The 22,984-nt window shown below is 64.2% G+C and carries 17 protein-coding genes and 2 pseudogenes; 2 read left to right on the forward strand and 17 right to left on the reverse strand.

The features are described from left to right. Window positions 1–17: 17 nt before the first annotated feature. The 8 genes and pseudogenes from HGP13_RS33435 to HGP13_RS33465 form a co-directional block, all read right to left on the reverse strand. A complete protein-coding gene (locus HGP13_RS33435) occupies window positions 18–920 on the reverse strand; it encodes a hypothetical protein (RefSeq protein ID WP_172234063.1) in 903 nt (300 codons plus the stop codon). Continuing rightward, window positions 917–2,467: a hypothetical protein gene (locus tag HGP13_RS33440; RefSeq protein WP_097572435.1), complete on the reverse strand. Its 1,551-nt coding sequence runs from the start codon at window positions 2,465–2,467 to the stop codon at window positions 917–919. The genes HGP13_RS33435 and HGP13_RS33440 overlap by 4 nt, the downstream gene beginning before the upstream one ends. 309 nt (window positions 2,468–2,776) lie before the next feature. Further along, on the reverse strand, window positions 2,777–3,742 hold the full coding sequence (locus HGP13_RS33445) for a polyprenyl synthetase family protein (protein ID WP_097572437.1): 966 nt from the start codon (window positions 3,740–3,742) through the stop codon (window positions 2,777–2,779). 150 nt (window positions 3,743–3,892) lie between these two features. After that, window positions 3,893–5,236, reverse strand: coding sequence for a cytochrome P450 (locus tag HGP13_RS33450; protein WP_097572434.1), 1,344 nt, complete (start codon window positions 5,234–5,236; stop codon window positions 3,893–3,895). Further along, a complete protein-coding gene (locus HGP13_RS33455) occupies window positions 5,236–6,081 on the reverse strand; it encodes an SDR family oxidoreductase (protein WP_246707487.1) in 846 nt (281 codons plus the stop codon). Before HGP13_RS33455 ends, HGP13_RS33450 begins: the two co-directional genes overlap by 1 nt. Window positions 6,082–6,087: 6 nt before the next feature. Beyond that, window positions 6,088–6,375: pseudogene (locus HGP13_RS38230) on the reverse strand (ferredoxin); the annotation flags it as partial. Between the two features lies 1 nt (window position 6,376). After that, complete coding sequence (locus HGP13_RS33460; protein ID WP_097572432.1) at window positions 6,377–7,666, reverse strand: cytochrome P450; 1,290 nt, start codon at window positions 7,664–7,666, stop codon at window positions 6,377–6,379. A 94-nt stretch (window positions 7,667–7,760) separates the two neighbouring features. Then, complete coding sequence (locus tag HGP13_RS33465) at window positions 7,761–8,963, reverse strand: cytochrome P450 (protein WP_172234066.1); 1,203 nt, start codon at window positions 8,961–8,963, stop codon at window positions 7,761–7,763. 660 nt (window positions 8,964–9,623) lie between these two features. On the opposite strand from HGP13_RS33465, the pseudogene HGP13_RS33470 reads away from it, so the two are divergent. Then, window positions 9,624–10,089, forward strand: a pseudogene (locus HGP13_RS33470) (Tn3 family transposase); the annotation flags it as partial. A 73-nt stretch (window positions 10,090–10,162) separates the two neighbouring features. Here HGP13_RS33470 and HGP13_RS33475 read toward each other — a convergent pair. The 5 genes from HGP13_RS33475 to HGP13_RS33490 form a co-directional block, all read right to left on the reverse strand. After that, a complete protein-coding gene (locus HGP13_RS33475) occupies window positions 10,163–10,312 on the reverse strand; it encodes a hypothetical protein (RefSeq protein ID WP_172234068.1) in 150 nt (49 codons plus the stop codon). Window positions 10,313–10,366: 54 nt separating this feature from the next. Beyond that, window positions 10,367–10,843 (reverse strand): ProQ/FinO family protein, encoded by a 477-nt coding sequence (locus HGP13_RS33480; protein ID WP_097572429.1) that lies wholly within the window; start codon window positions 10,841–10,843, stop codon window positions 10,367–10,369. Between the two features lie 394 nt (window positions 10,844–11,237). Beyond that, window positions 11,238–11,390 carry a hypothetical protein gene (locus HGP13_RS33485; RefSeq protein WP_165779604.1) on the reverse strand — a complete coding sequence of 51 codons (153 nt, stop codon included), beginning with the start codon at window positions 11,388–11,390 and terminating at the stop codon, window positions 11,238–11,240. A 165-nt stretch (window positions 11,391–11,555) separates the two neighbouring features. Beyond that, on the reverse strand, window positions 11,556–11,747 hold the full coding sequence (locus tag HGP13_RS38235) for a hypothetical protein (RefSeq protein ID WP_097572428.1): 192 nt from the start codon (window positions 11,745–11,747) through the stop codon (window positions 11,556–11,558). Between the two features lie 428 nt (window positions 11,748–12,175). Next, window positions 12,176–12,490, reverse strand: a complete 315-nt coding sequence (locus HGP13_RS33490) for a hypothetical protein (protein WP_097572427.1) — start codon at window positions 12,488–12,490, stop codon at window positions 12,176–12,178. 679 nt (window positions 12,491–13,169) lie between these two features. On the opposite strand from HGP13_RS33490, the gene HGP13_RS33495 reads away from it, so the two are divergent. After that, on the forward strand, window positions 13,170–13,589 hold the full coding sequence (locus tag HGP13_RS33495) for a hypothetical protein (RefSeq protein ID WP_172234070.1): 420 nt from the start codon (window positions 13,170–13,172) through the stop codon (window positions 13,587–13,589). Window positions 13,590–13,618: 29 nt separating this feature from the next. Here HGP13_RS33495 and HGP13_RS33500 read toward each other — a convergent pair whose 3' ends face one another. From HGP13_RS33500 to HGP13_RS33515, 4 genes are all read right to left on the reverse strand, one after another. Then, on the reverse strand, window positions 13,619–16,930 hold the full coding sequence (locus tag HGP13_RS33500; protein WP_172234072.1) for a DEAD/DEAH box helicase: 3,312 nt from the start codon (window positions 16,928–16,930) through the stop codon (window positions 13,619–13,621). After that, a complete protein-coding gene (locus HGP13_RS33505; RefSeq protein WP_246707214.1) occupies window positions 16,923–17,756 on the reverse strand; it encodes a hypothetical protein in 834 nt (277 codons plus the stop codon). The genes HGP13_RS33500 and HGP13_RS33505 overlap by 8 nt, the downstream gene beginning before the upstream one ends. A gap of 426 nt (window positions 17,757–18,182) precedes the next feature. Then, a complete protein-coding gene (locus HGP13_RS33510) occupies window positions 18,183–21,653 on the reverse strand; it encodes a YhaN family protein (RefSeq protein WP_172234074.1) in 3,471 nt (1,156 codons plus the stop codon). After that, window positions 21,650–22,903, reverse strand: coding sequence for a DNA repair exonuclease (locus tag HGP13_RS33515; RefSeq protein WP_172234076.1), 1,254 nt, complete (start codon window positions 22,901–22,903; stop codon window positions 21,650–21,652). Before HGP13_RS33515 ends, HGP13_RS33510 begins: the two co-directional genes overlap by 4 nt. Window positions 22,904–22,984 lie beyond the last annotated feature (81 nt).

The raw sequence follows: 22,984 nt of genomic DNA on the forward strand, positions 1-22,984 counted from the left end.
CAGCCGCATCCCGCCGTTCAGGGGGGCGCACGCTGGCCTCCCCCCGCAGCGTCGCTGCGGTAGCGGCTGGTCGAGGTCTGGTAGTACTGCGCGCGGATGGCCGCCATTGCCTCGATCAACGCTCCCCACGGCGCGGGAAAGCGTTCTTCCGCCATCACCCGGTGCAGCATTCGCGTATGGCCGGCCAACTCGTCGTTGAGGAACTCCACCACAGGCATAGCCGGATAGCGCTGCCGCAGCAGGATCGCCGCGTTGTCGGCCTCGCCCGCCGACCTGTCCTTGTCGCGTCCATGCAGATCGTTCTGCAGGCGCCCTATCGCGGAGATGAGCCGCAGGACCTGGCGAAACGCCGGACGCGCGCGCAAGGTCGCCATGTCCAGCCCCCACAGCAACGACAGGCAACAGAACACGTTCGTGTAGGCGATCGAATCGATGCCGTTGTGCAGGTACTCGGCGTAAGACCAGCGTTCCGCCCCTACCGCCTGCGCGTGTCCGGCGCGCAGCGCCGCGCAGTAGCACCGGGTGTCGTCGAGCAGCCGAGCATAGTCGCGACGATCGTAGGCGAGCGCGGCCAGCGAAGCGCGCAGCACAGCGCAGCCCTCGAATCCGGGGAGCGCGCACGGCACGCCCTGCCCCAGCGCCTGCTCCACCGCGGCGAGCTCCTCCGGCGCGATCAGGCCAAGGTCGTTGCAATCGTCGAGCCAGAACAGCAGCGCCAGTTCGCGATAGAACGCCACGATCAGCGTTTCGGCCTGCGGATCGCGGCCAGTGCGGGCGCTGGTGTCGCGCAGGCTCGGGTGGATGCGCTGCAGGATGTACTGGCCGCCCCTGACCGCTTCCACGGCATGCTCGTCGGCGAACCCTGTCAGGGAACGCCCCCACTCCAGCACCTGCTGCAGCGCGCGTTCGGTCTGGATCATGGCGCCGCTCCTGCTCCCTCGGCCAGGACGCGCCGCCCCCAACGAAGCGCCAGCCACAACCCGGCGAGTTCGGCCACGCGCACGACCCGGGTGGGGCAATACAGTTCCTTGCCGATCCACAGCGCCGTCTGCGGCAATGCATGCGCCACATGGCGAGCGAGCATCCACTCCAGCGCACGCGCCACCGCCTGCGCGATGCGCCGGCGCCCTGTCGGCTCTTCGCTCCCGTCCATCACGTGCAACGCGAACAGCGCATAGGCGGTTTCCTCAAATGAGGATGCGCGACCGGCGCCCCAGCCGCCGTCATCGCGCTGCGCCTGCAGCAGCGCCGCCAGCGCGCGCTCGTCGCGCCACTGGGGCTTGCCTTGCGCCAGCGCAGCGACCGCATGCGCGGTGGGATACAGCCACGAAACGTGCCATTTTTCGTTGTCCCATAGACCGTGCGGGTTGCGATTGGCCTCGACGTAGTAGCTGGTGCCGGCGGCGGGCTTTCCCAACAGTCGCAACGCATGCAGGGCATGGATGTTGGTCGACACCGAGGCATTGCGCTCGCCGGGGAAGGTGACGAATAGCTCGCCGATTTCGAAATCGCGCAACGCATCGACCGGCGGGTCGCGACCTGCAAGGCGCAGGACGCACAACGCAACGGAGGTGTCGTCGGCATCGGCTGCGAAGTGCAAGGCCGGGCCCAGACCGCGCACGCCCATGCGGGCGTCGAGCTGCGCGACGATCACGCGCACGGCATCGGCGAACGCGGGATGCGCGAACAGCCCGGCCAGATGCAGGGTGTACAGCGACCAGCATGGCTCGAATATATTGATCGGCCAGACGTTGGGAACGACACCTTCGATGCCGCTGCGCGTCGCCCGCGATGCCGCCTGCAGATACGCGTCGGTGCGCCCGACCTGCGGCGTGCTCCCATGTGTTACGGCTTGCGCACGCCACGCGGCGGTGGCCGCCGGACTGATGCCAATGCTGCCGTCGTCGTCCGGGCATGCGGTGGTCGGCGACGTTCCCCAGGCTTCCCAGGAGTGCAGCAACGGATGGCCGCTCGGCAACGTCGCCACCGCCCCCAACTTGACAAGGCACGCCTGCCGCAACGGCAACAGCGCCGGGTGGCGCGGAAACCCCACGCCGCCCAGCAAGGATGCGGCCTCGCCGCACAACTGCGGCAGGATCAGCTCCGCGCCGATCGGCGCGTCTTCCGGCACCGAATGCGCGTAGGGATCGGGCTGGCGCTCGAGGAACCGGGTTGCAGCCTGGACTGCGTCGGCAGCGCCGGGAAGAGGATCGGCACGCTGCAATGTCAGCAACGCCGCCCAGGTGGGCGCATGGCGGAACAGCGGGAAGTCCGCGCTTCCCCATCCGCCATCGGCCTGTTGTTGCGCGATGAGCCACGCGTATGCGTCCTGCCGACCGGCGACGTTGCCGTGGAACTGCAGAGCTCGCGCCGTGTCGTAGACGGACGGACCGACGCTGCCGCCGTCGCTCATCTCGATCAGCAGGTGGCGCAATTCGGAAAGGATCTGTTGGGACAGCGCGTTCACGCGGTATGTTCCTTCTGCAGACAGTTGACGGGAACCAGGATCGGGCAGACGCCGCGCACGTCGCCGCAGGCCCGTCGCGGCCCGGCGCACGGGCAGCGCCGGACGGCGCCCTGCTCCGGCGCGGCGACGCGCCCCATGCTGGGGCCGGTCCACCGCATAGGCTTGGGCGCAGCGCGCCGCGTGCGCCGCGGCTGTGCTGGGCAACCGCTGCGATCGCCGCCGCCGACTTGGACACAGTGCAGCATGCACCGCTCACGCCGGCCGATCGATCGCAGCGGCACAGGGGCGACTCCATGCGGACGGGCGCGCTCATGCGCATGGCGCGTGCTTGAACAGATACGCGTTGGCCCGCTGCAGCATCTGCGCCAACCGTTCCGCACGCGTTCCCAGCGGGGCGATGGCCTCCCCGGCGTCGCGCAACAGATCCAGCGCCAACTGGCGCGCTGCCTGCAGCCCCATGATCGACGCACAGGTCGGTTTCTGCGCCGCCGCGTCCTTGCCGGGGGTCTTGCCCAACGTCGCGGTATCCGCTGTCGCGTCGAGAATGTCGTCGACCACCTGCAACGCCAGGCCGAAACAGGCGGAGTAGCGATCGAGCGCACAGTACAGCGCAGCGTGGGCGGCATCTTCCGCGATGGCGCATAGCGCGCCCATGCGAACGGACGCGCGCACTAGTGCTCCGCTCTTCATCCGGTGCATCGCCACGATCCTGTCCAGCTCGACGTGCTTTCCGACCAGCGACAGATCCATGGCCTGCCCGCCTGCGGCACCCTCGGCGGACACCGCCTGCGCCAGTTCGCGCACGAGCGCGATACGGTTGTCGCCCGGCGCATCCAGGCTCGCCAGGGTCAGGAAGGCGTGCGCCTGCAGCGCATCGCCGACCAGGATCGCAGTGGCTTCGCCGAACTTGACGTGCACGGTCGGAAGGCCGCGGCGAAGCACGTCATCGTCCATTGCGGGCAGGTCGTCGTGGACCAGGGTACAGGCGTGCATCATCTCGATGGCGGCGCCGACATCGTCGAGCATGTGCGCCGGCGTGTCGGCCAGTGCGCCGGTAGCCAGACAGAGCAAGGCGCGGGTGCGCTTTCCGCCATGCAAGGTGGCGTAGCGCATCGCCGCCATCAGCTCGGTCTCACCGTCGTCTTCGGCGCAGAGAAGACGCGCCAGCGCCTGTTCGACCCGCCTTGCGCCGTCCTGCATCCAGATCTCCGGCGGCAGCCTGCCGGATGCGCCGCGCGCCTGCGCGTCGTCGTGTAGCGTAGAAGCGGTCTGCATGTCGTTCATGTCCTTGTACCTGGCACGGCCACGGCGAGCGTCCGAGCCGCCGCGGTGTTGGCGGCGTCGCACCGAGCGCGCGCGCCGAGTGCAGCATTGCCGCGCGTCGCCGGCGCAGTTGCCTCGCCACACGGGGCATGCGATGCCAGCTCATGAGAATCCGATGCGGATTTTCATGGACGGATGTGCGGTCGGGAAATAGCGCCGACCTTTTTCGACGGCGCTCAGCAACCGCGGCCGCACCCCGGCCTTGTGCATGGTCAGTGCCAAGGCGATGCAGAACTGCACCATTTCCAGCCATACCAGGTGGTAACCGATGCAGACGTGTGGGCCGGTACCGAACTGCAGCATGTCCACCGGCCGGATCGGCTCCGTGCGTTGCAGCCACCGTGCCAGGCGGAACTGATCAGGCGCCTCGTGCAGCAGCGCAGAGGTCGACAAATGCAGCAGCGGGATGCACAGAGGGGTGCCCGCAGGAATGCGCCGTTGGCCGAGTTGCAATTCCTGCAGCGCGCGACGCGGCAGGAGCGTGGTCGCCGGATGCACGCGCAGCGTCTCGCGGAACAGCGCCTCGGCGACCGGACACTGCGCCAGGTCCGCGTGCCGGGTCGGCACCGCGCCCACGCGTTGCGCCTCCTCGACCAGGGCGTCCCACAGCCCAGGCTGCCGCGCCAGCTCGATCACCATCCAGGCCATCGTCGAGGCGGTGGTGTCGTGACCGGCAAGCAGCAGCAAGCGGATATTGGCGACCAGGACGTCGTCGGAGAGCGCATCGTCGCCGCGATCGAAGGCGCTCACCATGTCATTGATCAACCCAGTGCGCGCGGCCTGCGCGCGCGCGTCGCGGACGAACTGGCGCAACTGCGCGTCGATCCAGTCGCGGGCGGCGCGGCCGCGCCGCAAGGGCAGTCCGGGCAGGTCGACCGGGGGCGCGACGATCAACTGCAGCAGTTGCCGGTATTTGCGATGCCATCCCGGCAGGTCCTGCGCTGGGATACCCATGAGGCTGAAGATGAGCTTGAGCATCAGGTCGCCGGTTTCGCGCAGGATGGTTACGTCGCCGCGGTCGCGCCACGCCTGCACCCGCGCCTGGATGACGGGCGCGAACAGGTTGCCGATGCCGGCCTGGGTCAGCCCCTTGGGCAGGAACGCCGCCTTGATCGCGTCGCGCGCCTGCCGGTGCGCGCCGCCGTCCTGGGCGACCAACGTTCCGCCAAGCAATTCGGGCGCGATCTCTTCGATCAGAGCCGAGGACACGTCCTTGTGCCGGAGCAGTGCGAACGCATCTGGATCCACGCAGGTCATCAGGTGTCCGGCAGGGCCGAAATCCAGCCAGAAGTGGCTGCCCAGCGTCCGTTCCGCGCGCCGCAGCAGGCGCGGCAGGTCGCATACGATGGCGGGAAGATGTCCGACCAGGGGGAAAGCGCCGGGCACGACCGGGATGTCGTCCCGCAGCCGGTGCCGACGGTCCAGCGGGTTGAGCAGCATGTCCATCAGCAGCGCGGCGCCGCGGCCGCTTCGGTGGTGTCGCCAGCAGGCCGCGCGGCGCGGCTGTTGCCACCGTCGGCGTATGTCGGCACATGCGCCAGCATGCCACCGTCGATGCACAGGACCTGGCCGGTGATGAACGCAGCATCGTCGGAGAGCAGGAACGCCACCAGCGCGGCCACGTCCTCGGGGCGGCCGACGCGCTGCAGGAGCTGGTGCCGGCTCAGATGCCGTTGCATGCACTCGTCCAGCTTGGCGAGGAGACGCTCGGTCATGATGAGACCCGGCGCAACCGCGTTGCAGCGGATCTGTGCATGACCGTACTGGGTGGCGAGCGAGGCCGACAGCATGTTCATCGCCGCCTTCGACGCGGCGTAGGACGTCTGCGCGGTGTCACCGCTGAGCCCCTGGCACGACGACATGTTGACGATCGCGCCACCCCCGCGGGCGATCATTCGTGGGATGGCCTCCCGGCAGCAGAGCAGCGTGCCGCGCAGATTGGTCGCCATTGTCTGATCCCAGACCGCCAGGTCCAGCTCGAGGATCGCGCGGTCGCGCGGGGTCAGATGCATGGCGCTCGCGTTGTTCACCAGCAGGTCGACCCCACCGAAGTGCCGCTCCGCCGTCTCGAACAGCGCTGCCACCGCCTGCGCATCGGCGATGTCCATGGCCAGGGCCAGCGCGTGGCCCGCTTCGGCCGCGATCTGCGCGCTGCAGGCGATGGCCGCCGAGCCATCAATGTCGGCCACCACCACTCTGCCGCCCTCGCGCGCGATGGCGAGGGCGCATGCCTTGCCGATGCCGGCGCCGGCGCCCGTCACCACGGCCACCTTGCCTTCAAACCGTCCCACGTGTCCTCCTGGGTTGCGTTGGTCTTTCGCGGCATGCCGCTCAGCCTCCGCCGGAGAAGGCGCAAGGTCGGCGCTGGCGCGCTCGTCATCGCCAGCCTCGCTTTCGATGACCCGAATAGCGGCGACCGGGCACTGGCTGGCCGCGAGCCGCACGGCGGCGTGCAGCGCCTGCGAGACCGTCGCCACGCACACTTCCGCCACGCCGTCCGGTTCGCGCTGGCGAAAGGTGCCCGGCAGCGTCAGCACGCACTGCCCGGTGGTTCCGCACAGATCCTGATCGATCACGACGCGCATCTCAGCCCCCCTGCGCATGCAGCCGCACCGGCAGCGCGCGGAACGTCCTAAGGAACGCGGAGGGTTCCCGGGTCGGCTGCTCGGCCAATGCCAGCGTGGGGAAGCGCGCCTGGATCCGCGGCAGGCTCTCGGCCAACTGCACCCGGGCCAGTTGCGCACCGAGGCAGAAGTGGATGCCGTGGCCGAAGCTCAGCATGATCTTCCCGTCGGTCGACATGCCAGGAGTGGTGCCGTAGAACCGCGCGGGATTGAAGCGGTCGGGGTCGGCGAAGGCGTCCGGGTCGCGATTGCCGGCCGCGATCAGCACGCGCACGTCCGCGTTCTTCGGGATCACCACGCCGCCCAGTTCGATGTCGCGCTGGGCGATACGCGGAATGGAGCTGAACATGGCAGGCGCGTCGCAGCGCAGGACTTCTTCGACGAATGCCTTCACCCCCACGGCGTCTCCCTGCAGCCAGTGCCGCTGTTCGGGATACGCCAGCATCGCCAGGACCGCATGGTCGATGGTTGCAGCAGTGGTGGCGAAGCCGCCCAGCAGCATGCCCCACAGCATGCTGATCAACTCCGCATCCGACAGCGTGTCGGCATCGTCGTCGTGTACGCCGACCACCATCGACACGATGTCGTTGCAGGGACCGGTGCGCTTGCGCTGTATGAGGTCGCTAAAGTAGGCCTGCACCCTGGCGCTGGCCGCGTCCGCCGCGGCGAGCTGAGGATCGCTGGCGTGTGGGCTCAGGCCTTCCAGAATGGCGCCGATGCCGGCGGCAAGCCCGAACATGTCGTCCTGGGGCATGCCGAACAGTTCGGCGAAGACCAGCATGGGCAAGGCCAGCGCGAATTCCCAATGCAGGTCCACCGCCTCCCCGCGCTCCAGCGCGGGCGCCATGCCGTCCAGGCGCGCTGCGACGATGCGCGCGATGCTCGGCCGCAGGTTGTCGATCTGGCGCATGGTGAAATCGCGCGAGATCAGCCGGCGCAGACGCGTATGCGTCGGTGGGTCCTTCATCGCTAGCGTGGACGCCAGCAGTTTGAGTGACAGGCTGGTCGCCGCACGCGGGAAATAGCGCGCCAGTTCGCCCGGCGCCGGTCCCCGAAACGCATCGCCCGTGGCCTTGAGTGCCCAGTAGATGTCGGCGTGGCGGCTCAACAGAAAGAGGCCCGACGCCGCGCGATGCACCGGATCGTGCTCGCGCAACCACCGCATGAACGGATACGGGTCGTGGATGCACGCTGGCGACGCCAGTTCGGCGAAGGCGTCCCGGCATGCTGCCGTGGTTTCTTGCACGTCCATCTTGGTTACCTGTTGGCTGGCTGATCTGACCGGCGCGCGCTAGGCGCGCCGGCAAATTGCGGAGAAGATCACGATTCCCGGCGGCGTCCGTGCATCACCAGAGCACCGGCAACTCCTCGAACCCGCCAGTGATGATCTCCTTGCGCAACTTCAGTTCTTCGGGCGCCACGGCCAGGCGCAGCGCGGGAAAGCGCTGGAAGATCGAACCGACCACCACCTTGAGTTCCAGCCTGGCCAGCGCCATGCCGATGCAGTAGTGCGGCCCGTGCGAGAACGTCAGGTGCGGATTTTCGTCGCGTCCGATGTCGAAGGTTTCCGGGTCGTCGAAATAGCGCGGATCGAACGACGTCGCCGGCAGGCCGACGAGCACCTTGCTCTCCGCGGGAATATGCACGCCCGCGATAGTCACGTCGGTCCTCGGATAGCGCATGATGCCGTCCCAGCCCGCGCCCGGCGGGTACATGCGCAGGATTTCCTCCACCGCCTTGTCCACCAGGGATGGATCGCCGACTAGGCGTTCGCGCTGTTGCGGATGGCGGAACATGGCCAGCAGGCCGAATTCGATCTGCGCGACGGTGCTCTCGTGCCCCGCCACCAGCATGCCCGCCGCCAGGCCGATCGCCTCTTCCTCGGTCGCATTGCCCTGCTCGACCGCCGCGAGCAGATCTGTCAGCAGGTTGTCGCCCGGATCCTGGCGCTTGTCCCACATCTTGCCACGAATGTAGGCGCGCAGTTCTTCCCAGGCCAGGCGCGACGCGCTGCGAGGGCCGCTTTCATGCTGATGCGTCATCACCTCGTCGGACAGCCCGGCGAAAAAGGCGTGATCCTCGTAAGGCACGCCCATCAGCGCGCTGATGAGCATGGCCGGCAGCGGAAAGGAGAGGTGGCGCTTCAGGTCGGCGGGCTGGGGCTGGGCCGCCAGCGTCTCGAACAACTGCGCGGCGATCGCCTCGACCTGCTGCGCGAGCAGCTTCACCCTGCGGTTGCTGAAGGCAGGCGCCACGATCGTGCGTAACCGGGCATGCTCGCCCCCCTCATGCGAGACCAGCCACCCCGGCGAACCGAGAATCACCGAATCCGGGGTGAATGCCGCCGGCGGCATTCCCGCGGGCCGGAACGCCGCGTCGGACAGCGCCGCCTTGGCCTCGTCGTAGCCTGTCACCCACCAGCCTTCGTGCCCGGAGGGGAAGCGCACGCGGTGGATCGGACCGTTGGCGCGTAGCGCCAACATCTCGGGCGAGGGCTCGATGTGGTCGACGCGCCACATCGGCAGCGTCGGCAAGGGCTGTTCGGACATGGTGGCACTTCACTCTCTAGCGATGGAAGGGCGGAAGGCGCTGCGGGCAGCGAATGACGTAGGACGGCAATTGAACGTCCTGCGCGGCGTAGCCCGACTCGATTATCAAGATCGGCCAACGTGTAACTGCCTAGGCATACCGCGCGGCGAGATGCAGAACTTTACCCTGCGCCTTCGAGTTCAGGATAAGACGAGTGGTGGGCCTTTGAGTCGCAGCCGGCCATCAAGATTTCCTGCGCAAGGGTCGACAAGGGCGGCAGCCTGTTTGGGTACGGGGCGGTTTCGCCGAGGCCCCCTTGCATAGAATGCTATCTGATGCGGATTTGACATTTTGCTTTTCTTTCTCCGTTTCATCGATCGCGGTGTCATCCACGAAATGAAGGTCGGTCGGCGGCTCCCGGCTCCCAACGAAGCAGTCTCAAAACTCGTGCCAATTTGGCCGACCCAGCAGAAGAAAAACATTGTGATTACTTTTCAGCGGATTAGCCTGAGGCCAGACAAGAGCTTGGCGAAATAGGCCGGTGTCGCGGACCCAACAAAGACGACAGAAGAGTGTCGGATAGGCGACACCTTCTTTGTCAGTTGTCCTGTCCTGGAATGATGGCAGGCCACCTGACCCTATTGACCCATAGGAGGTTGGCTCAGGGGTTCACCTGCTTGCTAAGGGGCGCGCTCGAGGCGGCTTGCGGGCGCGTTGCCAATGCAACACTAGCTATCCGCAACACCGCCATCTGGGGCGAAGCCGGCACGGCCTGCGCGTCGGAGTCCAAGAAGTTCGGCGCTTGTGAAATGACGGAATGGCATGTCCGCTATGGCGGTCGCGGCGTGATGACCTACTGGCATGTCGAAAAGGGCTCGACCTGCATTTTCTCGCAACTCAAGCGCTGTTCGTCTTCGGAGGTCGCCGCGATGATCAAGGGCGTGCTGCGACACTGCACCAACGTGGAGATTCAGGGCCAATATTCGACAGCGGCCATGGCCAGAGCGCCGTCGGCGCCGCTTTTTGCCGCCTGCTCGGGTTCACCTGCCGCCACGCCTGAAGGCGATCGCCCGGCAGAAGCTGGCGCCATCAGGCCTGCGCGCTGAATTGCCCAATCTGCTTCCCATTCTTTCCAACGTCATCAACTGAGAGGAGGTTGAGCAGCAGTATGGCCACAGTCAATCTGGGCCGGCCTCGATCTGACTGCCATCCCGAAATATCACAGTCGCAGCGGTGGCCAGAACGACCATCGGAATAGCGTCTGGCCTTCGTTCATCCCGAAGAAGGGATGACCGACCAGTCCGTTTTTCTCGCGCGAATGCGGCAGCTCCATTGCGATCGCGGCAATTCGGATTGGCGCGGGCGCCATGTGCTCCGACCCTGAGGGTTGTCCCGGTCGGCGCGAGCTATCGCTCAGCGGCGATCAAGTCATCGGCTTTCGGAATGACCGGCGACGCTTCGTCTCAACGATTAGGCCGGTCGGGCTGTCGGCCGTATTCTTCGCCTTGAACACGGCGGTTCGCTTCGGTTTTGGTTTGGGTGGCGATTGAGGCTCTACCCTTGGCTCTGGCGTTTGCTTGCCTTTTTGTTTGTCCTTGCGGGCGCAAAGCAAAGCCTTGGCGGTCGCCGCGTCCGCATCCGAGACCACGCTGGCCGGCTTGCCATCGAGATTGACCCGTGCAGCGCCGGCATCCAGTCTCTCCAAGTATTTGGCCATCTTGGTATACGCCAGCAGGGCTCTCCTCAATTCATCATCGGACAGTTCGCCGTCGAGCACCCGAATGTCATGATGGATGCCGATCTTGAGCGGCCTGGGCGCTTTCGGATTGAACGCCGCAGGCCACTTGGCCGATAGATAGCGGAAAAGCTGTGCAGGCGATTTGCCTCGGCTACAGCTCATAAGCCTCGCCCCATTGTTTTCGTTTCCAATTCGGACCTTCCTAGCACTGATATATGCAATGATTTGGAAAAATGAGAATTCGCCCCGCAGGGCAAAGCAGCGGGCGCCTCCTCATTCGGACAGGCGAAGTGCCTGGTGGGCCGAGCAGGATCGGCGCCAATCACGCCGAGCCGTCCCGATAGAGTTCACAGCCATACATTAGGGTCGGTGGAATGCTGTTCCCCCATATCTCCGCAAGCTCATTGACCCTTGGCAGTGCATCTCAAACGCCGGCAGCGAAAAAGACTCGAGGGGCCCCCGCGGCGGGCCGTCAGCGAGTAGGACCCGAAACCGTCGCGGCTCCTCTCACCCGTTCGGCCGTTCCGTCGTACCAGGGCGTCGCGTAGCGCGAAAGCTACTCAGGCGACCGTTCCGTGATCTCGGCCGGATCGACGCCGCCCTTGGACAGGAAGGCAGGCGAATGGCTGGCAAAAAGCGTTCCGCCGCAACCCGGCGTCGATCCCCAGAACCTGGCGCGGGCGCGGCGGAACTGCCGGGCGGCGGGCATTCCGGAATAGCTGCCGCCGATGACAATAGGCGCAGCGAAATTCAGAAGGTTGTGGGCGACAGGCTTCGGACTCCCATTCGATTGCCGACTCGGCTCATGCCTTGACGGGCAATATTCTGAGGATGTTTGCACATCACGTTCATGGTTGCCACCATGGAGATCGCCTCAGAAGCGGCGCCCAATCGGAAACATTAGCACCTCCGCGTTTTGGCTCGGCTGCTTGAACTCCTCGACGGCAACTGCCTCAATTAGCAGATCCAAGGCTTCGCGCCCCCTCTGGCTCATCGGGTCATCGCCTCGCAGGTAATGATACGCTCGATCTAGATGCACTCGCGCGGCGGAAAAATCGCTTGTCATATGACCCTCTCAGTTGCCGCCCGCGTTAGCCGTCTACGAGGTGAGGGTCACGCAATCGTCAATATCCACAGACGGATTTGATTTAAATCGCAGATGATCCGGGAGAAACCAAACACCGGCTTGTCCTATGCGAGAGCTCCTTGATTATGTCGCCGGCGGGTCCGGTGGACTCTGCAATAGGGTTGCCAAGCGAGCCCTGCACTGTCCGGGCCATATTGTTTATTTTCGGCGCCAAGAGACCTATCGGGACGCTCTTGTCGCCGAGTAGAGGCTGAGGAATGACCCACAGTTAGCGGCTCGTAATCATGCGGGGCGTAGCCAAGAAGCATCACAGCACCTGCCCAATCACATTTGACCCTAAAGACCCGGCACCCAGATTGTGCCGAGTCTTTTTCTGTCGTTAGGGCGGCGTGATCCAATTGAGCGGGTCAGGAATAATGTCCCAGCACGGCGATCAGGAACCTTCTTAAGCCCGTCACCGACTTCAGAAAGCCGACGGGAGCTGCAACGACTTGACTAGGGGTGCCCTGCGAGCTTGACGGTGTCAGCCCCGAACGCGCCTTGTTGGCTGTGTGCCAGTCCCTGACCGACAGCGGATTGCGACATGACAACTTCTCCACATCGGAGGTAATCGTGGCGAAGTGCCTGCGCGCGAAGCGCCAGGAAAGGCCGGTTAAAGAGCCGGCCCGCTTGCAGGAATCGAACTCATGGATGACTGAGGCGTCGGCATCCTCGATGCCCATTGCTTGGCAGGACGCCATTATGGCTTTTCTGCGTTCTGTCTTATCGCTGTGACATTTCCCGCACAGGATGACGTTAACGACACTCTTTCCGCGTGAGGTGAGGCGATGAGAGCAGGTTAGAGTGACGCGCGGCAGGGAGGGCAGGAGGCGATGGCAAAGGCTGAAACTCGGTAAGACGGCGCAGACCGTCACGCTTGCTACAAAGAGAATGTTCTTCGAAGAGTATCGTTATTCCGGCGTCGCGAGGCTCGGCGGGCTGAAGGAGGGCGCTGGCAATGATGCGGTCAGGGATGGTTGGCACGATCCACGCCAGGCACCTGCATGGATCACCCCGCAAAAGTGGCGGACGGGACCTGGAATCGAGCCGACATTGCGAGATTTTCGCGGCCGCGGCGGCTTCGCTGTCTGCTGTCCGCAGGGCGAAGCGCGCATCAGATGAGGGCCAGCGGCGGGTGCACCGGCGCCCGAACCGCGGGATGACGAACACGATCTTCGCCGGCTAGGACAGCGCCTCCGCGAACTTAATGTTGGAGGCGCTACGCCGCTCGATCTAGCGGAGGCGTGGCGAGTCGATGCGGCCGGCCGGCAAAACCCGCGCTGCAGCTCGATTTCGGGAAGGATCCCTTGCCGCTTAAATATGATCCTTCGAGAGCTTCATAATCGGCTGGACGCCGCCGTCATGAAATCCTACGGCTGGCAAACGGATATCGACGCCGAACAGATTCTCGACAGCCTGGTCCGGCTGAACGAAGTCCGGGCCGCCGAAGAGCGTCGGGGCTTCATCAAATGGTTGCGCCCTGGGTATCAGATCGACAAGATCGGTCCGCTGGCGCATCGCGGCGATCGCGTCCAGGCAATCCTGGCGACCAAGGTCAGGGCGAAGAAGACCCCGTTCCCGGCCGCGCGACTGGACCAAGCGCGGGTCGTCCTCGACCTCATGGCGAGTGCGACAGCACCTCTGTCGGCAGAGGAAATCGCTGTCACGTTCACATCGTCGGACGAAACCATCGTCGAGGTGCGCGACGTACTTCAATCTCTGGTCCGGCTCGGCCAAGCGGAAAGCTACGACAATGGAAGAAGTTTCTTCCGAGCGGCGTAGGTAGTGCTAACAACAACAATTGCCTCTTGCTAAATTAGATCGTCGAACAGCGTGAGATCGTGAGCCTTCCGGACGCGGGCCAGGGTATCCTCGAAGCTTTCATGGTTGTCGCCCGCCGGAATGAGCGCCTCGATCTTGTCGAAAGCGGCACGCGCGGCCGGACGCGAATGATCGCTCAAGTGGACGGCATTGGCGAGCAGCTCCGCGCTCGCGCATCCTTTGCGCACGACGCCGCTCAAGGTGAGGAGGGTTGTCGGGATAAGGGGTTCCTCGCCCTCGGCGAGCGCCTTGGCTGCGAGGATCCGCGCCGGAAGACCTGCGACGAACGCCAAGTCCGACGCCAGGCGCACCGCGAAGTGGCGCGCGATCTCGCAGGTCTTGATATCCTTCTCGGCGGTTCCAATCGCACGCTCGAGATCGCAGAGCGGCTTGCCGGCCATCCACGCCGCGAGGAGTGCCTTGATCACGGGCAGGGCGTGCTTCGCCTTCTTTCTGTCGCCGTCGAGAGCGCGATAGTCGGTGCCGAATAGCCCCTCGATATCGTTGGGCCGGATCAGCTGGAGCAGCCACTCCGGCCGCTTCTCGATCCAAGCGAACAGGGTGGCGACGCAGTCGGTCGCGGTGCCGGCAAAGGCGTCGGCCTTTACCAGCGCAGTGAGGCTAGCAACGACCTCATAGGGCAGTCCCGCCGATGCAGCGACGCGTTCCAGCCAGGTGAGCTCCTGCTCGGGCGCGAGCTCCTTGCGGCGCACCAAGGCTGACTCGATCCGGCTTTCGATCCATTTCTCCTTGCCCGCCTGCCGCTTGCGATAGGCGGCGAAGGACCGCCGGATCATTGCCTTGGCCGGCTCGTCCGGCGCGTCGTCGTCGCCGACCGGGAGCCGGGAGAGAAGATAATCCTCACTACCTTCGTGCAGACCGGTGTGGATCCGGTCGAGCAGCCCGGTCAGTGGATCGTCGATCGTCAGGCACTGGTCGGATTGCGAGAAAATGCCCTGGAGCGTCATCCAGTGGCCCGCGATATTGTTCTTTGCATCGTCGATGTTGATGATCTTGCTCGGCACGACGAGCACGAAGCCTTGGCCGCCCTCCCCTGCCCGGCCGGCGCGCCCCGCTGCGTTGAGCAGCTCATGGGCATCGAGCTGCTTCATCTTGTCGCCTTCGACGTCCCATCGGCTGTCGCCGGCGATGAGCACTATGTCGCTGGGAAGGTTCATGCCCTGCGCGAGCGTCGAGGTCGCGAAGAGCGCATCTATGCCGTCGCGCCGCTTGAACAGCGATTCGTGCAGCAGGCGCTCCTGCTTTAGAAGCTGTGCATGGTGGCTGGTGGCGCTGCCGTCCACCCGTCCCTTGGCGTCGAGCTTCAGATAGCAGTGATCCGGTCCGCCCAGTTCCTCTTCGACCAGCTTCCGCCAGGCGCGCTCCTCATCCGTCAATGCCACCCGACGCTTGGGCAGCAGCTCGCGAAAATGCCGCACGGTGGATTCGGCGGCCACGGTGCTCTGGACGAAGGTCAAGGTCTTGAGACCATCCTCGGCCGCCGCCGCGGCAATCGTCCCAGCGACCTTGTTGCCGTTGGGGGTCAGATACCAGTTCTTGGTCCGCTTGTTCGTGCTCGTCGCAAACAGGACAGGCTCATCGAGCAGTGCCATCAGCGCATAGTCGCTGCGCTTGCGCGTCGCCCAAGTCTGGCGGAGGCAGAAAAAGGCAAGCGGCTGGGCGTCGAGCTGCGCCTTGAGCTTGGTTGGAACGCCCTTGGTCTTGGCTTTTGCTTGCTCTGTGACGAGCAAGTTCTCGAGCTCGGTGACGCGGTCAGCGCTATAGGCGACACAGCCACGCGCTTGGCGCGTCGGCTTCCACGCCAGATCGAGCGGCAGGCAGGGGCGGTCGGTTAGCTCGGCGACCCATCCGGCGATTTCCTCGGCATTCTGCATCATCGCCGAGATCAGGAGCAGGTCGGCGTCCGGCGCCGAATGGGTGAGGTTCAAGAGGCAGAGCATCGCATCAATGCTGCGCCGGCTGCGGTCCGCTTCGCGCGGATGCAGGAGATGGCACTCGTCGAAAATCACCAGGCCGACGTCCGCAAAGGCCTCGGGCTGCAGCGATTGGAGCATCAGGCACCGCTCGGGCGTCGTGACGATGATCTCGGGCAGCACGATCGCGTCGGAGAACGTGATTTCCTCGTCGAGATCGCCGAACACGCTGAAGTCCCTGAAGGCATTCTGGAGCGTGAAGGTGGTTTGATCAACAAGAGCCAATGTCGGAGCAAGCACGACGACCTTGCCGCCGGCAAGAAGCGCGGCCGCGATCTTGAGCTCAGCGAGGGTCGATTTGCCGCCGCCAGTCGGGAAACTGACGGCGGCGGACGTACCCGCGGCAAGATAGCCCTTGTCGAGCGCGGCCCGGTGGTTGCGCCAGAGATAGGGGCGCTTGTTCGCCGCGCGGCGGATGATGCGCCACCATTGGTTCGAGCCGATGCCCGACGGCGCGCGCACGCGGCACAGGCCCGCCTCCGCCAAGTCGCCGGAAACGGCGAGCAACAGCTTCGAGACATGGAGCGGGCCGGGAAATACACTGACGGCGTGCGGTCCGTCGGCGTCGAACACTCCTTCGATCGGCGCGATGCAGAGGTCCCGAACATCGGCAAAGATCCTCTGGGCCTCAGATACCGCGATCGCCTCGGGATCGTCGGCCGGGCGGGTGAGCAGTTCCCGCGCGAGCTGGATGACGCCGGCGTGGAGCCGCCTCAACAAGGCGTCCACGGCCCGACCCGCGCCGCTCCGATCGGCCGGGCGTTCATAGTCGAGATCGCCGTCATTATCGATGATTGAGCGCAGCCGACCTGTCGCAAGATCGCCGATCGCGCGAATGAGCCGCGCTTCCGCACCCTGGTCATCGGTATCGGAGACCAGGCGCTTGGCCATTTCTGCAGCATCGCTTTGTGAGTCCGCGATCAAGAAGAGCAGGGTAGCGCAAATTTCAGGGGCCGCGCGGATGGCGTCGATATAGGATACCCGCTTCTCGTCGTCCGCGGCAATGATCTCGGCCATCAGGCAAAGCTGATGCGCGGTGCCGGCGACGAAGGCGGCAGCCGCCCGGTCAGTGCGTTCGGGCGCGGTCGCGACCAGCAGCTCTTGCGTCGCCGCCAAGCGCCGCATCTCGTCGAGCAGCGTGACCAAGGCCTCGCTGCGATCTTCGGCTGCGGCTGCGCCCCGCAGCCGCACGCGCGCGGCGACGATCTCGGCGAAGACATTGGTGAAGCGGCGCGGCAGCTCCTCCAGATCGAGCGCTTCGAGCGGCGGGGCTCCGGCGATCAGGTCTATGGTGACGGGATCAAACATCGTCGCGCCAGTTCTCGATGTACTTGATGGCCTTGGCCGCGAACTCCTTCATCCAATCGCGCAGCTTAAGGATGCACATGGTTTCGGCTTGGCGCCGCTTGCGGCCGCCCGGTGCCACCTTGTCGAATCCCTTAAACAGGGCTTCGCGGTCGTCATCGTCGTCATGGCTGTCATCGGCGGTGATGGCGACGCGATAATAGCGGGCTTCATCCCAGAGAATGGTCTCGACCGCCGCATCGATGTCCATCTTGGGAAAGCGCAGCTGATTCGCCTCAAGGATCGCGCCGGTCTCCTGAATGAGCTCGGGCATGCGCTCGCCGCGTTCGAGCGCGCGAATGCCCATCCAGACGTCGCCGGTGATCGTCGAGCGCGGGTTCACTGTTGCCTTGTCCTCGAAGATCACGACTGCGGTGATCTCCTCTCGGGCCGCATCGAGCTTCAACTGCATTCCGTCGAAACCCTTGTGCGCGAGAATGGCGTGGGGCGCGCGCACGACGGCGCCGGAATAATCGCGGTGCGCCGCGATCCAGGAAATCGCCTGAAAAATCCAGCCGTCGCGGTGATAGGCATCCTTGCCGTCCTCGACGGTCAGGAGCTTGATCGCGCCTTTGGCCGCGGCGACGCGGGTCGCGGGCGCCTTCTTGTCGATACCGGAGAGGATCGCGGCAACGTGGCGCGACTGACCCAAGGCGATCTGCGCGACCTTAGCGGCGAGGTCGTCCTCGTCCGCTATAACCCAACGCGAGCCATGACACAGCGTTCCATGCGTCACCGACGTCAGCGCAAGCGACATATTTGCCTGCGAGTAGCCTGTTGAAGCCGACACATCTCAAATCCCCCTGAACTCCAACCCGCCCCAAGTAAAGCGAGTGCCCATTACTTGCGTCAATATAGGCGTCCATCGGTCTAGCGAAAAGGTCGCCCCTATATATCAGGCGCGAATGGAGAGGATAAAAGCCAAAGCGGCGAGTCCAGCCGACGCTACTGCAGAGACGAGGCGCTCGGCGCAGCCAGAAGGAGAATGCTTCGACTCGGTAGCGCGCGCCCGATATGCCGACCAGGGCCTCGACAGCGCCGAAGCAAGCGCTAGGTAATGGCCGCGAATGCGCCAGCAATTCATCTGTCGTGCGCTTCAAAACGACGACAGCTTTCAGGCGTAGTCTCGAATAAGCTGGACGGCCGAAATGGGGCGCGAAGCGTCGTTGGCGATGCGACTTAGCTCAAGAACGCGCCAACAACAATGCCGTTCGAATTACCCGAGTTCATGGATCATCACGTCGGGAATGACCGCCTTGGCGATGTCGCATAAGTGCTGGTGATGGGTCAGGTAGATTACCTGGCCCACACTGGCCATCTCGCCAAACAAACGGAAAACCTCTTCCGACCGCAAATGGTCGAACGTTTCCATAATGTCGTCGGCGATGAACGGAACAGCGGGCCTGAGCTTGGCAAACTCATAATATCCGGCGAGGCGTAGAGCCAAGTAGAGTTGAAAGCGCGCGCCTTTCGACAAAGCGTCTGCGACCTTCGATTGGCCATCCCGCTGTGTCGCGATGAGAACCTCACCGCCCTTTACCGGCTGGGTCGTCAAGCCTGTGTACTGGCCGCGCGTCATTAGTGCGAAGGCGTCGGAGGCCTCGCGCAGCATCCCAGAGCGGTGGCGTTCGCGATAGACCTGAAGCGCGCTCGCCGCCGACATCACCCCAAGCTTCAATTCGATGTAGCGGACGGCTTTCTCCTCGATTTCGAGAAGGACGGTGCGACGATCGGCATCGATCCGGGCAACTGCGCTGTCGCCTCCGATCGCATCGAGCTTGTCGGTCGCCCGGGTACGCCGGACGAGCTGCTCTTGCAGTGATTCATCGAAGTCGGCGAGGCGCCGCTCGACTTCAGCCTTTTCGATTGCGAGCCCATCGAGATCCAGGCCTTCCAGCAACGACTGCGCCTGGATCAAGTCGTCGACGGTGAGCTCGCTCGTTAGCCGTTCTTCAAGCTCGCCCACGGCACTCTGCAGGCCGTCTCGCTCGCGAAGCTGTTCATCGCGCTCCACGACCTCCGGCAGAGTTTTCGCCCCAAAGGCATCGAGCACTTCCTGCTTTGTCGTCTCGTGTGCCGAGAAATCAGCGTTCAGCGCCTCTCGAACGTCCTGCAACTTCTGAACGTCGAGTAGCAGGTTTGCCCTCGCCTCACGGGCGCGCTCTGCTTGCTCTAGACGTTCTGTCAGCCTGACGCTCCCCTGTTCTGGCGCCACGTCGCCTGCAGGCTCGCCGGCCTGCGCGCCAACGCGGGAAACCTCTTCGGCAAATGCGGTCCTGTCCGCCTCCATCTTGCGGATGCGAATACGCATGGCCTCACGATCCTGCAGGGCCTTTGACAGCTCTGACAACTGATCGAGCACGCTGCCAAGCCCAGTCCCGGCGATGCCTTCTTCGAGCCAAGTGCCCTTCAGCGTTTCCCTGACCTCAGCCTGCCATGCCTCCTCTCGCCGCTCGGCGATTTCAACAGCGAGCCGTCTGGCGGCCAGCTCCTCTTCCTTGGCGGCCACGCTCCTCAGCGCCTCCGCTTGTTCTGCATCGACCTTCGCCTGCCTGTCCAGAAAGCGGTCAGCGGCGACCGCCATTACTTCCAGAGTCTCCCCGGCCTCCGAGGCTATTCCAACGCTTTGAAGAGCCAAGGCCAATCCGAGATGGATCCGCTCTCCTTCGGCTGTTGCGCGTTCGATCTTGACGCGTGCGAGCACGATGTCGTCCCAGGCGGCAAGCGCGTCGGCGCGGGCGGCAATGCGTTCATCGAGAAGTCCGATCAGCAGGTCGAGTGTCTGCTCCCGGCAATCCTCAAGCAAGGCATTTGCCGTTTCCTTGACTTCAGCTGATGCCATTTCTGCGCGCTTTTCCACCCCGGCAAGTTGACAGCTGATGCGCTCTACGGCGGCTTCCGTCTCGGCTGCCTTCTGTTCGATAGCTCGAAGATCGGCCAGCTCGCCTGCACGAGACAAACGGGCCATGACAACATGATCGTCCCTGGCCAGTACTGCGGCAAAGACATCGGCCGTTTCGGCCCTAAGGTCCGCCCGGTGATTTCGCCAGGCCTCGTCTCTCTCACGTCGTATGGCTGCGGCTGTGTCATCGTCGGCGAGATCGGCCGCGGCGCGGACAGCAGCCAGACGTGACGAAGTAGATACTCGGTTTTGTTCATGCTCAGTCAGGCGCTCGGACAGGACTGCCTTGTCTTTTTGAAGGCTCGCGGCCAGTGTTTTCCACGCAGCCATCTGCGTCAGTAGCGGAACCGATATCTTCGAAAGTGCCTCGGCATCGCCCGACCATGGCTGGAGGCGCCGCATCGCACCGGCCAGCCTTGTTTGCCGCTCGTCCTCCAAGCCGCGCGCCTCTGTTATCTCCCGTGTGTGACTACTGGCCTTCGCCTGCGACACGGCTGCAATCAGCCTGGCTCTTACGGGCTCGGGCACCGCCCTCTCCTCGCCAACGCGACCTCGTGCAGCGTTGAGCCCGTCGAGCACGGCAGCGGCTTCGTCGCGGGCCATCCGCAGGGTCGCCGTGATCCCGGAGCGTTGTTCGACCATGTTGCGAAGCGTGCCGACCACAAAGGCAGGTAAGATGAGCCGGGATGGATCCTGTTCGGCCGATTTTCCGAGCTCGGCGAGACAGTTCGCCACCGTCTGGTCGAGCATCTGGACTTCCATTTTGCGAGTCGGCAGATCCATCCCCGCGGACGCATATCGCGCCTTGCGATCGGCGAGTCTTCGCACCTGTTCGGAGATCGCCAGCAAAGCTTCGTCGACAGCGATTGCTTCGATCTTTGCGTTCGCCCGATCGATTTCATCGGCATTCGCCTGGATACGGGTTCTCAGCCGCGCGTCCTGATCGATCAATTCCGCGACGCTGCCACTCCAGGTCCTGGGAGGAGACGGGATGTCAGGCAGCTCAGCTAGTCTGCTCGCCTTACGTTTGATTTCGGCCAGGAGCGGCGCGGCGCGCGCATATCGGTCGATTGTAGCCAGTCGCGCCGACAACACCGAACGTTCAGAGAGGCTACGATCGTACTTGTCCTGGGCTTCCACCCGTTCCGCCTCGAGCGTCTCGAATGTCGAGGCCAAGGTGTCGATCTGCTCCTTGCGTGACTTGAGTTCCGCGAACCGCTTCTTCAGCAACGCGATTTCAGTGGTCTGGGCCTGTTTTCGGTGAAGTCCATCTGCCTCCGTCTCCAGTGCGGCCAAGACATCGCTCACATGACCAAGTCCGGCGCTGGCGGTGAAAAGGAGCTTGCCGAGATCACCACGCGATTCAAGGATCGCCTTGCCCCCTATTTCCAGCGTCTCGTCATCCAGTGAGAACATGCTGCTGTAGGCATCGCGGGACAATCCGGCGAGATGAGCCGAAATGGCAATTTCACTCAGTGGCCGGCCTTCCGCATCATGGAGCGAGTTGCTGCGACTCTTGGTGCGTGAAACGGCAAGCGTCTGCGCCTCAAATTCGAGCAACCCGCCGATGCGCATGGAGCTATATTCGTGCAGGAAATTGTAGCGACTGCGCTCTTCGATGCCGAAGAGCAGGTCGAGATAGGCAGAAAGCGCGGTCGATTTGCCGGCTTCGTTCAAGCCAAATACTATATGCAGATCAGGCCCTGAACTCGGTTTAGGTCCGAAGTCAATCGCCTTGTCGGTGAACTTACCGTAACGGGTGAGATCGAGCCGCCGCAATCTCATCGCGTGCCGCCTGCCTTGAGGCGAGCCGTGACCAGGTCGACGCCACGTGCAAGCACGTCATCGAGGAATGCCTCCAACGCCGCCTCGTCCTTTCCCGCGAAGTCTCGCGCATCCGGCGGCAGGTCCGCGATGGTCTTCAACACCAATTCCCTAGCGTCCGAACGGAACGCGTCCGACGTTGCGCGCATTGACTCGGCTAGCTCCAGGGTCGGATCCGCGACGTCTTCGGACTTCCCAGTTCCGGGAGCAGAGAGATTGAGTTCGACCTTCTCCACCCAGGTGTTGCCCACCTGCTCTGCCGCCTGTTCGGCCTCGGCAAGCACCAAATCCTTATCGCGGATCATCATCCATGACAGCGCGGAAGCGCCGACCAGGCTGAGGCGGGCGATGAGGTATTGCGATCTGGCCGCAGTCCGGGATTGTTCAAGCGCAGACCGGATGCGGCCGACGGCCTCGGGCAGTTCTGATATTCCTGCCAGGTCGACACTCACGCGCTCGAACTGCGCAACGTTGGTCAGCCTCTCCTCAATGTCGACAGACCGATCGTCGTTTATGGTCGCCAGGGTGACCGATTTCTCACCAGCCTCATTGATGTCTCTGCCCTGAGGGATTCCAGGCATCACGAGCGTGCTTGCGCCGGGATAGACCTTGCGAACGTGAATATGGCCAAGGGCCCAATATTCAAAGCCGTGACCTTGCAGGTCGGCGACGCTGCAAGGCGCATAGACGTCGTGGCCGGGCGAGCCGGCCAAGCTGGTGTGCATGATGCCGATGTTCGCGGCGCCCTCTCGGGGGCCGGCATATTTGGGCAGCAGGCTTTCGGCCGCCTTGGGGCTGGCGAAGCTCAGTCCGTGAAGCACGACGTCCAGCCCGGCGACCGACTGGATCACGGAGTGCGTGCGGCCACTGAAAATCGTCACCGTGTCCGGCAGGACGAGCTGTTTAGAGATTCGAGACATGGCGTCGTGGTTGCCGCGGATCATGTAGACCCTGACACCGGCTTGGTGCAGACGCATCATTTGCGAGGCCAGGAAGCGCGCCGTCTTCATCGATGTCTGATCGCCATCGTAAAGATCGCCCGCAATGACAAGCGCATCGACCCGCTCCGCAAGACACAGGTCCACGATCGAGATGAAAGCCTGGCGGCTGGCATCTCCCACCAGTTCGGCGAGTTCGGGATTGCGCAACGCGAGCGTGCGCAGCGGTGAATCGAGATGGATGTCGGCTGTATGAACAAATCGAAATGCCATCTGGCGCGCTCTCCCGGCCCGAACAGACGTTCAGGCAACATTGCCCATCAAGTCAAATCGCCCAAAACGTCGCAGCGAGCG

It is taken from the genome of Mesorhizobium sp. NZP2077 (assembly GCF_013170805.1).
GTDB lineage: Bacteria > Pseudomonadota > Alphaproteobacteria > Rhizobiales > Rhizobiaceae > Mesorhizobium.